General features: G+C 61.8%; 9 protein-coding genes and 2 tRNA genes. 9 read left to right on the plus strand and 2 right to left on the minus strand.

The genetic code is table 11. The annotated features are described in order from the left end of the window. The first annotated feature begins 113 nt into the window (after nucleotides 1–113). The 3 genes from ACTQYB_RS02795 to ACTQYB_RS02805 all read left to right on the plus strand — a co-directional run bounded on the left by ACTQYB_RS02795 (nucleotide 114) and on the right by ACTQYB_RS02805 (nucleotide 4,502). The gene (locus tag ACTQYB_RS02795) at nucleotides 114–665 is read left to right on the plus strand and encodes a YbhB/YbcL family Raf kinase inhibitor-like protein (RefSeq protein ID WP_033506681.1); all 552 of its coding nucleotides are present in this window, start codon (nucleotides 114–116) and stop codon (nucleotides 663–665) included. Nucleotides 666–896: 231 nt separating this feature from the next. After that, on the plus strand, nucleotides 897–2,510 hold the full coding sequence (locus tag ACTQYB_RS02800) for a C69 family dipeptidase (protein ID WP_441481804.1): 1,614 nt from the start codon (nucleotides 897–899) through the stop codon (nucleotides 2,508–2,510). Between the two features lie 468 nt (nucleotides 2,511–2,978). Beyond that, a complete protein-coding gene (locus ACTQYB_RS02805) occupies nucleotides 2,979–4,502 on the plus strand; it encodes a formate--tetrahydrofolate ligase (protein WP_033506685.1) in 1,524 nt (507 codons plus the stop codon). A gap of 101 nt (nucleotides 4,503–4,603) precedes the next feature. Here ACTQYB_RS02805 and ACTQYB_RS02810 read toward each other — a convergent pair whose 3' ends face one another. After that, on the minus strand, nucleotides 4,604–4,951 hold the full coding sequence (locus tag ACTQYB_RS02810) for a phenylpyruvate tautomerase MIF-related protein (protein ID WP_033506687.1): 348 nt from the start codon (nucleotides 4,949–4,951) through the stop codon (nucleotides 4,604–4,606). A gap of 153 nt (nucleotides 4,952–5,104) precedes the next feature. Between ACTQYB_RS02810 and ACTQYB_RS02815 the strand changes: the two genes are divergently transcribed. Beyond that, the gene (locus ACTQYB_RS02815) at nucleotides 5,105–5,641 is read left to right on the plus strand and encodes a GtrA family protein (RefSeq protein WP_441481819.1); all 537 of its coding nucleotides are present in this window, start codon (nucleotides 5,105–5,107) and stop codon (nucleotides 5,639–5,641) included. A 75-nt stretch (nucleotides 5,642–5,716) separates the two neighbouring features. Here the strand turns inward: ACTQYB_RS02815 and ACTQYB_RS02820 are convergent, their stop codons facing one another. Next, the gene (locus ACTQYB_RS02820) at nucleotides 5,717–7,072 is read right to left on the minus strand and encodes an MFS transporter (RefSeq protein WP_441481805.1); all 1,356 of its coding nucleotides are present in this window, start codon (nucleotides 7,070–7,072) and stop codon (nucleotides 5,717–5,719) included. 313 nt (nucleotides 7,073–7,385) lie between these two features. Between ACTQYB_RS02820 and ACTQYB_RS02825 the strand changes: the two genes are divergently transcribed. The 5 genes from ACTQYB_RS02825 to ACTQYB_RS02845 all read left to right on the plus strand — a co-directional run bounded on the left by ACTQYB_RS02825 (nucleotide 7,386) and on the right by ACTQYB_RS02845 (nucleotide 10,976). Next, nucleotides 7,386–8,045: a histidine phosphatase family protein gene (locus ACTQYB_RS02825; protein ID WP_033506691.1), complete on the plus strand. Its 660-nt coding sequence runs from the start codon at nucleotides 7,386–7,388 to the stop codon at nucleotides 8,043–8,045. Between the two features lie 33 nt (nucleotides 8,046–8,078). After that, nucleotides 8,079–8,954 (plus strand): hypothetical protein, encoded by an 876-nt coding sequence (locus tag ACTQYB_RS02830; RefSeq protein WP_441495901.1) that lies wholly within the window; start codon nucleotides 8,079–8,081, stop codon nucleotides 8,952–8,954. Nucleotides 8,955–9,024: 70 nt separating this feature from the next. Further along, nucleotides 9,025–10,560 (plus strand): glutamate--tRNA ligase, encoded by a 1,536-nt coding sequence (gene gltX, locus ACTQYB_RS02835; protein ID WP_033506693.1) that lies wholly within the window; start codon nucleotides 9,025–9,027, stop codon nucleotides 10,558–10,560. Nucleotides 10,561–10,787: 227 nt separating this feature from the next. Then, a tRNA-Glu gene (locus tag ACTQYB_RS02840) sits at nucleotides 10,788–10,860 on the plus strand. 41 nt (nucleotides 10,861–10,901) lie between these two features. Further along, nucleotides 10,902–10,976, plus strand: a tRNA-Gln gene (locus ACTQYB_RS02845). Nucleotides 10,977–11,170: the final 194 nt, after the last annotated feature.

Genomic DNA, 11,170 nt, shown 5'->3' on the forward strand with positions numbered 1-11,170 from the left:
GATAAGTCGGTTCCTAGACGGTTTCGGGTCGGTTCCTACACGGGCCGGCCCGTCGTCGTATTTGGGCCTGTTGCGGTTGCGCGCACGTCATCACGATGCGCGATACTGAAGACATGAGAATTTCCGCTGATTTTACCGTTGTGCCCGATGAGTTCGCCAAGCGTGCGCCCGCCGAGAACCGTGTGGATGGCACGCCTATTGTCTCCTTCCCCTTCTATATCGACGACCTCGCACCTGACGCGATGTTCCTGCATTGGGAATTGTCCGATCCGGACTCCATTCCTGTGTGTGGTTTCGAATGGATCCACTGGGCGGTCGCCAACGTGCCGGTTGACGCGCTCATGTTTGATTTCAACGATTCGCATGCCCTGCAGATCCCGGCTGATTTCTCCCGCTCCCTGCCTTCGATGATTCCCGAGGCAGTGCAAGGGCGTACGTCGGCGGCCAGCAAGTTTGTCGGCGCGACGAACCCCGCGGTGACCATGCGTTACAACGGTCCGCAGCCGCCAGACAAGGACCATGACTACCTGCTGCAGGTGTGGGCCTCCCGCAAGGAGCTGCCTGGGCTGAATCAGGGATTCTGGTTCAACGAGATGCTGCACGACCTGCGCAAGGCGGACAGCCTGGTCGATCAGGGGGCCACTTTCTTCACTGGCCGCGCCTGAGCGACCGACCTGTCTTGTACCCCGGCGGACGTGGCGCTTTCGACGCCATCGCCTGTCGTATGGCCCGCGTGACACAATGCGCTTGACAGATGCAATCGATGCAACCGGTTCAATCCGGTTCCATTCGGTTCAATCGCGTGATTCCCGCGTCGGATGCCGCGAACCCATTCGTGGCTAGACCGTCGAATACGCGCGAAGGCTTGGAAATTCGGCAAAACTGAAAGGAACACCATGGCCTGCACCACGATTTTGGTAGGTAAGGACGCGAGCTATGACGGCTCGACCATCATCGCCCGCAACGAGGATTCCGCTAACGGCGAATTCAATCCGAAGCGTTTCATCGTCGTTCGTCCGAGCGAACAGCCGCGGCATTACCGCAGTGTGCTCAGCCACGTCGAAGTCGATCTTCCGGACAATCCGTTGCAATACACTGCCGTGCCGAACGCCGACACCAAGGAAGGTATCTGGGGCGAAGCGGGCGTCAACGAGGCGAACGTGGCGATGAGCGCCACCGAAACGCTGACCACCAACGAACGCGTACTCGGCGCCGACCCGTTCGTCGAACTCACCCCGGCCAAAGGCAAGCCCGGCGAGGACGGCTACGAGCCTGAAACCCCTGGCGGCATTGGTGAGGAGGACTTCCTCACCCTGGTGCTGCCGTACATCAAAACCGCTCGCGAAGGTGTGAAGCGTCTCGGCTCGCTGCTTGAGCAGTTTGGCACGTACGAGATGAACGGTGTCGCCTTCTCCGATTCGCATGAGATCTGGTGGCTGGAAACGGTCGGCGGGCATCATTGGATCGCCAAGCGCGTGCCTGATGAGGCGTATGTGACCATGCCGAACCAGCTGGGCATTGACGAGTTCGATCTGGACGACGCTTTGGAAGATCAGGAGAGCCATATGTGCTCCGCCGATCTTGCCGAGTTCATCGAGCACAACCATCTCGACCTCGCCGTCGAATCGACCTCGCCGTTCAACCCGCGTGACGCGTTCGGATCCCATTCGGATTCCGACCACGTGTACAACACGCCGCGCGCATGGTACATGCAGCGTTTCCTCAACCCGTATGACGAGGTGTGGGACGGCAAGGACGCGGACCATACGCCGGAAAGCAACGACATCCCGTGGGCACGTCAGCCGGAGCGCAAGATCACCATCGAGGACGTGAAATACGTGCTCAGCTCGCATTATCAGGGCACCCCGTTCGATCCGTACGGACATCTGGGCGACGAACACACCCGGCATATGTACCGTACGATTGGCATCAACCGTCAGAGCCAGCTGTCGGTCATGCAGATCCGTCCGTACCGTCCGCAGTCCAACCGCGCAATCCAGTGGATTGCCTATGGTTCCAACCCATTCAACACGCTGGTCCCGTTCTTCCCGAACGTAGACACGACCCCGAAGTACTTCGAGGACACGACCACGCGCGTGACATCCGAGAACTTCTACTGGGAGAATCGCATTATCGCGGCGCTGTGCGATGCGGCGTTCTCCGACACCGCGAACGCTGTGGAACGCTATCAGGAGAAGACCGGCGGCATGGCCCACCGTCTGATCGCCGCGACCGACGAGCAGGTGTCCCGTCTCGGCGGTGAGAACGAGGCGAAGGCCAAGCAGCTGGAGGACGAGTTCGAAGCGGACAATCTCGATGGCGATGTGGAGCCGCTTGAGCCCGACCAGATCATCGAGGTTGTACGCGATCAGGAGGTGCGCGACGTGCTCGCCGCCGCGAACCAGACCATGGCCGACCAGATCAAGGAAGAGACCGACAAGCTGCTCGATGCCGTGCTGTACATCACCAGCATGAAGATGAAGAACGGGTTCAACCGCTCGGACAACTGAGGTGGGCTGGCGCCGGCTGGGTCGGTTGACTGGCATCGGCAGGGCGTCTGCTGAGCCAGTTGACGCCGGATAGCTTCGGCCGGGGTTGCGACATGCGCAATCCAAGCCGACCGCCGGCAATCCCGCGTATTCTCCGCATCATTCCCCCGTGTCACAGACGCCAACGCGCCCGCAGCGACACGGGGAAATGTGTATCCGGTGTGTCTTTCCGGTGGTCTGCGGCGTCTGCGTGTCTTGAAAGTCCTGCTGTTTTCCGGCGGTTTGTCGCCGCATCGAGGTGTCAGTTGTCCGGACAATCGGGCATCGCTGACAGGGCCATCGATTATAGTAAAATCGTGCGCAACGCGGGCTTGCGCATGGTTTCTTGCTTGTGGCTGTAGCAGCGCGTCTACAGTGTGGACTTGCCCGACCAGACTTGCCGTCGGCGGCCGCCGACGGTGCAGTATCACCGACAGGTAAGGAGACCCCATGACCGGTATCGAGGATTACACACGCCAGTACGGCTTGGTCCGCAAGATCGATGCGTACGGCTACCTCGACTATCTCAAGACGCATCCCGAAGCGCCGCGAAAACACGGCAAAATCGTGCTCGTCACCGCTGACACGCCGCTGAAGGCATCTCGCGGTGAAGGCAAGACCACCACCACCATCGCGCTGATCGACGCGCTGCGTGCACGCGGCATCGACGCAACCGCCGTGCTGCGCCAGCCGAGCATGGGCATCACCGCAGCCGGTTCCAAGGGCGGTGCGTCCGGCGGCGGCAAGGCGTCCCTGACGCACCCGGAGCTCATCGACTGGGGTCTGTGCGGTGAAATGGCCGCGATCGAGGCGGCTCAGAACCTGCTCGTCTCCTTCGCAGAGAAGGCCGTGGACGAAGGCAAGCTTGACACCGTGCTTGTGCCGCGCGTCTCCGAGGTCCCGTCCCGTTCGCTGCGCAAGATCGTTGTCGATGCCGGCAAGAACAACGTCGCCGAGCGCGTGGTGCTCACCCCGACCTGCGAACTCATGCAAATTGTCGTGCTTTCCCGTTCGCTGGACGAAATCGCCGAGCGTGTCGCCTCGATGATCGCCGGCACGAAGGACGGCAAGCCGGTCAAGTTCGGCGAATTCATTGATTTGTGGCGTATCACCGGCATTCTGGGCGATGCCGTCAAGCCGGCCCTCACCGAGACGGTCAACGGCTCGCCGGTGTATGTGCACGGCGGTCCGTTCGCGAACGTGTCCATTGGCATCCCGACGCTCGTGTCCGTCGAACTCGCCTGCGCGCTGCATGACGTCGTCATCGTCGAAGCCGGTTATGGCGCCGACGCGGGCGCCCAGAAGTGGCTGGATATCGCCTGCCGCGAGTACGGCGCGCAATGGCCGTCCGCCGCGGTTGTGGTCACCCGTGCCACCACCTGGCGCGACGACCCAGCTTTGCAGTGGCGTTACCCGTTCCACGTGCAGCGTCTCGAAGGCTTGAACATCCCGACCTTCCCGCTGATCAACCTGTGGAGCGGCGAGGATGACCAGGTCGATTCGCTGCGCGCGACCGCGAAGGACCTGAAGTTCCGCGACCCGATTATCGGCAATCTGTTCCGCGACGGCGGTGTGGCGCTTGCCCCGCAGCTGGACGCGTTCGTTGACGTGCTGGGTGTCGGCGACGGCAAGGCTCCGGCCAGCCCGGACAGCCACAAGGGCATGCCGCTGATTGACGACATTCGTTGGGTTGCCGGCAATGCGTACGGTGTGCCCGCCGAGCGTGTCGTCAAGCGCGACGGTTTCGACGAGTCGCTGGCTGCGGCCGAGCAGCTGTGCGCTGATGCTGGATTCAGCCTGAATGATCTTGCGCTGGTCGCTGTGAAGTCCCCGGCCACCATGACCGACAACGATTCCGCACCTGCTGACGAGCGTACCGTGACTCTGAAGAAGGTCGAGGTGCATGCCGGCGCCGGTCTGGTGCAGGTCAACCTGACCACCTCGCTGACCACGCCGATGCCGAAGATCGTCTGACAGCATGCAGCACATGCAGCGCATTCGACGTTGAATCGCAGGAGGCCCCGCGCACATCACGTGCGCGGGGCCTCCTGCGATCGGCGCTTGACAGGCGGATACTAGAAGTTCCCGCCGTTCCAGCCCCAGTCCGTGGTGGCGGTGTAGCGGATGTACGTGCGGTTCATCGGGATGCCGAGCTCACTGTTGAGCGCCTTCATGATCTGCTCGGTCAGCTGCTCCCACGCGCTGCGCGGCACGTCATTGCCGAACACGTTGACCTCCACGTATGCGGCGGGCTTGCTGTCGGAACCGCCGAAATAGATCGGCATATTGTCCTCGAACGGGCACATCAACCAGCTCTCGGACTTGCCGGGAACGGCGGTGATGGCCTTGCCGTACGCGGTTTTCAGAGCTTCCCGCTGGCCGGGGGTGGTGGGGATGGAGACATGGGTGTGGATAACGGGCATATGACCTCCTTGGTGGATTGGACTCGTCGTTCTCATTCTACGTGCGCGCCGGCGTCGTATCGTGTGCGTAGCGTGCGGGAAGCATACCGTACAGCGGACAGTCAGACACGGCGTGTTAAATGGAATATTGTGAAAAAACTCATCGAACAGCTTATGGGATTCGGAATTGTCGGCATCATCGCGTTCGTCATCGACTTCGGTCTGCTGAACCTGTTTGTCGGCGTCTTCCACATGCATAATGTGCTGGCTAGCACGCTGTCATTCCTGATCTCGCTGGTCTTCAACTATCTGGCGAGCATGAAATACGTGTTCAAGCACCGTGACGACATGGCGCGCTGGATGGAGATCGTGATCTTCTTCGTATCGTCCGCAATCGGCCTGTTCATCAATGACGCCATCATCTGGCTGAGCACCTACGGCATGAACAAGGACGCGATGATCACCCAGCATGCGCAATACCTGCTGCGCACGAACGGCGGCAAACTGGTCGCCACCGTGGTAGTCTCCGTATGGAATTTCGTCATCCGCAAGTGGCTGCTCGACAGCACCCATACGGACGCGTTCAACCGCATGCGCAAGCCCGGGGACCGGCTGAACGCTGAACAGCTCAAGCAGAAGCACTACAACAGTTTCGCCGGCCGTCTCGGCCGCTGGTCGCTGGAACACACCCCAGAGGGCTGGCCGAAGTAACAGCCGAAGCAACGGTTAAAGCCTGCCGCGAATCATATCGGGCGCATCTCGGCCTGGGATGCGCCCGAATCGTTTTCAGATGGTGATTTCGGTCAAGGTCGGCGTCTCGGTACTGTGCTTGATCTGCCGCAGGCCAATGAACGCGACCGCCAGCGAACCCAACGCCAGCACGGTCACCACCAGGAACCCGCCATGCGCGCCCATGCGGTCGATGGCCTGTCCGGCGATCGCCGACCCGGCGGACGAACCGATGGAGTTCATCGCACCCATCCACGCCATGCCTTCCGTGAACCGTGCCGGAGGCACCAGATGCAGCATGAGCTGGTTGCCGTTGATCCATGTCGGCGCCTGACATACGCCAATCAGCAGATAGATGATCATGATCGTCCACAGGTTGTGGGCGAACATGAACGAGCCGATACCCAGATTGACGACCGCGAGACAGAAGTAGAAGCGCTTCCACAGAGGGATTCGCCAGTTCTTGGCACCATAGAACAGTGCGCCGATCAGCGAGCTGAGCGAGAAGCAGGCGAACACGAAGCCCGTGTACTGCTTCATATGCTGCTCGGTGGCGAACGCGATGATCGAAATGCCTGCCGCCGACTGGAACGCACCGAGCCCGAACCAGGTGACGCATACCGCCACCAGTCCCGCACTCCAGAATGCCTGGGAGCCTGCCGTCTTGGCAGTGCCGGCGGTATCGGCGTCCGCCGCACGCAGTCGGGCGGCCTCACGTGCTTCGCGCTCGCGGTATTGCGCCCGCGTCAGGCCGGCTGCCCGGGCCAGATCGGTCTGCGAAGGTGGTTCCGTCGACCGTTCGGTCAGGAACATGAGCGCCCCGACCACCACGCATACACCGGTGAACGAGAACGCAAGCACGCCCGAAAGCACCGCAAGGGTCGAGGCGAGCGGATTGCCCACCACCCACATGCATTCGTCAAGCACGCCGGACAACGACAGCGCCCGGTTGGTGCGCTCCGCGTCGCCCTGCAGCAGACGTGTCCACCGTTTGCGGCTCATCGCGCCCCACGGTGGGATGGCGGACATGAACGGCACGATGGCATACAGCACCCATTCAGGGGCATGCGAGGTGATGGCCGTCACCAGCGACATCGAGGCGATCATCCACACGACAATGGTCGGCACCGATACCCGGCGCTGGCCGAACCGGTCGACGAGCTTGCCCAGAATCGGCGAGACGATGGCGGTCGCGATCGCCTGAATCGCTGTCAGCGCGCCGGCAAGCCCATAGTTGCCGTAATAATGCTGGACCGAAATGGTAATGGTCATGCCGACCATCGGGAACGGCATGCACGCGATGACCGAGCCGACGGCGAATCGCGCGGTGTGCGGCATGCGCAGCAGTTCGGCGTACCCGCCGAACACCCGCTGCCCGATATCCCTGATTCCTGCGGTGAAGGTATTGCCCATATGTCTGTCCTGTCTTTGCTCATGCGGCCATGTTTGTCGGTGCGGGGCCTATCGCCCGCTTGCTTCTGCTCTGCATGTCCTTGCTCTCTGATGCCTTGTGCGGTGCCTGTCATTCCTGCGTAGCCATGGTGCCGACGCCATAGTACCGTCTGCTGAACCGGTACATCTGTTGGCGTGTCGGCTCTTTCGCATGCTGCTGTCTTGCCGTCATACCCTACGCTAATCCGTGTGCGGGCATGACACGCGGTACATTGGAACCACCGAACCGCCTGCCACGCGAATCAGGCGTGGCCCAGTCACAGGAAGGCCAACCATGCCGGCAACCACCATTCATTTCATCCGTCACGGCAAGGTGTACAACCCCGACCATCTGCTGTATGAGCGTCTTCCCGGATTCCATCTGTCCAACACCGGCGCCCGCATGGTCCAGGCCACCGCCGACTACATCGCACGCAACCCGCAGATGGCCACCATCGCGGCCGTCTACTGCTCGCCGCTCGACCGCACCCGGGAAACCGCCGGCATTATCCTCGACGCACTGAACCGCACGCGCCGCGAACGCGGCGAAGAGCCACTCAAGCCGATCGCCGACGAGCGCATCATCGAGGCGGGCAACGAATTCCGCGGCACGCGCATCGGGCACGGCGAAGGGGCCCTGTGGCGCAACGGCAACTGGAAACTCGTACGCAACCTGTGGACGCCCAGCTGGGGGGAAAGCTACCGGCACATCGCCCAGCGTGTCGGCGAGTTCGCCCAGGAAAAAGTCCACCAGTACGCGGGACGCCAGATTATCGCGGTAAGCCACGAATCCCCGATCTGGTCCTACCGGCACCTGCTGGAAACCGGGCACCCCGAACACAACATGCTGTTGCGACACACCGCCCTCGCCTCCATCACCTCCATCACCTATGACAGCGATACCGGCGACGTGCTGTCCATCACCTATGTCGACCCGGCGAAAGATGTACGCTAGGGCATGGAGCGCAGGCACAAGCAAAGGAGCATGATGAGCGCAGCGGATGAACCAGGATGCACAACGGCTACGGCAACCCTAATCGGGCAGGTATCAGACATGCCCGGCGTGCTCGCCGCGGCACAGGAAGGTGCGAAGCTTGTCGCCCTCTGGCCGTTGACCAAAGCCAGCGAACTTAGCAACGACGCGAAATACGCGGAAAACCTGCAAGTCAGGCAGACCCGTGCCATGGCCGCCGCACTGACCGGCGAGCACGTCACCATAGCAGACGCGGAATACGTGTATGAAGGCGCAGAAAGCATCCCCGGACGCCCCCAGAGCATCGTGGATGCCCTGCTCGCCGCGAACGCCGCATGTGATGCGATGGCCGACTACTCGCAGACCCAAGACCCCCGGCTGCTCACCCAAGCCGGCGCCGAACTCGGCCTGTCATGGGACGACACGGTGCTTGCGTCGTGCCGCCGGTCACTTGCCGCCATCAAGACTGGGCAGGACAACGAACCCGGACCCGACCGTCGCATCTCCCGGAGTCTGGCGGCGGTAACCGTCGCCGCCGATGGCGTCCTGCACGCCATAGCGGTACCCGACATCGCCGACGTCATCGCCGTTGTTCTGGTCGCCGACGAGCTGTGCGAGACCCTCTCCATCCCCCGGCTGTTCCTCGCCGAAGACGCACTGCGGTCAGCGCATACGATATACGCCGGCGACGGGAGCGGGAGCGCGGGCGACACGGCCGTGACGCTGCCTGCGCTCGCCGGCATCCTTGCAGCGGCGGCCCGCAACGAATGGGCGAAACATACCGAAGACGTCCTGTGGAATCCAGAAGAAGCCAAACGCCAAGCCAAGGCGGATGATGAACGCCGCAACCGCGAGGCGCTCGCCGCGAAATTCTCCAAGCCCGCGCAGTGACGGCATGGTGGCGGCGCGACCTGGCGCGGCCGTGTACGCCACGTCCCTCACGCGCGGCACAATAGAGCGTATGACCGAAGCTGACAACAAAGAAAGCAAGGATACCAAGCCTGAGCTGCCGAAGGACGTGCGCGTGCGCTTCTGCCCGTCGCCGACCGGCACGCCGCATGTGGGCATGGTCCGTACCGCCCTGTTCAACTGGGCGGAGGCACGCCATACGCACGGAACCTTCGTGTTCCGTATCGAGGACACCGACGCACAGCGCGATAGTGAGGAAAGCTACAACCAGATTCTCGATGCGCTCAAGTGGCTGCATATCGACTGGGACGAGGGCATCGAAGTCGGTGGCCCGGACGGCCCGTACCGCCAGTCCGAGCGTACCCAGATTTACAAGGACGTTGCCGCCAAGCTGCTTGAGGCGGGGTACGCCTACGAGTCCTATTCGACCCCCGAGGAGATCGAGGCCCGCAACGTCGCCGCCGGGCGCCCGAAGGCCTTCGGCTACGACGGTTATGACCGAAACCTGACCGAAGAGCAGAAAGCCGCCTTCCGCGCCGAGGGCCGCAAGCCGGCGCTGCGCATTCGCATGCCCGACGAGGACATCGCTTTCGACGATCTGATCCGCGGGCGTATCGAGTTCAAGGCCGGGTCCGTGCCGGATTACGTGATCGTCCGCCCGAACGGCGACCCGCTGTATACGCTCACCAACCCGGTGGACGATGCGATGATGCGCATCAACGTCGTGCTGCGCGGTGAAGATCTGTTGAGCTCCACCCCGCGCCAGATTGTGCTGTACCGCTATCTCATCAAGCTCGGCATCGCCAAGGAAGTCCCGCTGTTCGGCCACATGCCGTACGTCATGGGCGAAGGCAAGAAGAAGCTGTCGAAGCGCGACCCGGAATCCAACCTGTTCCTGCACCGCGAGAACGGCTTCATTCCTGAGGGTCTGCTCAACTACCTCGCCCTGCTCGGCTGGTCAATCGCGCCCGACCGTGACGTGTTCTCGATGGACGAGATGATCGAGAAGTTCGATGTGCGAGACGTCAAGGCGAACCCCGCCCACTTCGACTTGGATAAGGCGATTTCGATTAACGCGGAGCATATCCGCATGCTTGAGCCGCAGGACTTCCTCAACCGTTCCGTGCCGTATCTGCACCGCGACGGTGTGGTGTCCGCCGACAGCTGGGATGCCCTGACTGATCGTGAGCGCGCGATTCTCACTGCTTCTGCGCCGCTGGTGCAGCCGCGTGTGCGCCTGCTTGGCGAGGTGTCCGGCATGGTCGGCAGCCTGCTGAGCGAGGAGCCCTACATTGAGCCCGCCGCGGATGCGCGCAAGACGCTCAAGGATTCCGCCGGCGACGTGCTTGACAAGGCGATTGCCACGCTCGAGGCCGTGGACGAGGCCGATTGGAAGGCTGAACCGCTGCATGAGACCCTGAACAAGGCGCTGATCGAGGATGCCGGTTACAAGCCGCGTCTGGCGTTCGGCCCGGTGCGTGTCGCCGTGTCTGGCCGTCGTGTATCCCCGCCGTTGTTCGAGTCGATGGAGATTATCGGCAAGCCAGTGACGGTGGCTCGCCTCAAGGGGCTGCGCGAGCATCTGTGATGGTTGCGGGCCTGGGTGCATGGGCTTGGGTGTTGTGCAGGCGGTGCCGATGGCTGAGCCTGGCGTCTAAGTCCTTGTGACAGTAGTGATAAGGCGGTCTGGAGCGTGATGTTCCAGGCCGCTTTCGCATTGCGACACGCCGATGAGGTTGGGTGATTTGCGTGGTGCGAGTATCCGCTGTATATTATTCAACTGTTGCGTCGAGAGACGTAAACAGATAACTAAACGCCCCCGTCGTCTAGCGGTCTAGGACTACGCCCTCTCACGGCGCCAACACCGGTTCAAATCCGGTCGGGGGTACGACCGACGAAGCAGTTCCAAGAGCTGCGGCGCCTGCCAATTGGGGTATGGTGTAATTGGCAACACAGGTGATTCTGGTTCATCCATTCTTGGTTCGAGTCCAGGTACCCCAGCCAACGGAAAGCCACTGCAAACGCAGTGGCTTTTTTCGTATCCACCCAGATCAATCGTCAACATGCGTGTCCGCAGCAAGCAAACCGGGGCTATAGGAACTAAACGTGGTGTTTTAGACTTCCATTTTTGGTTAGTGGACGTGTCCTTTGCGGATGTAGAATCCAGGTTCGTTCGTCGGATCGTCGTGGTTGTTCGC

Source organism: Bifidobacterium sp. LCP19S3_E9, from assembly GCF_052121135.1.
In the GTDB taxonomy this organism is placed as follows: Bacteria; Actinomycetota; Actinomycetes; order Actinomycetales; family Bifidobacteriaceae; genus Bifidobacterium; species Bifidobacterium thermacidophilum.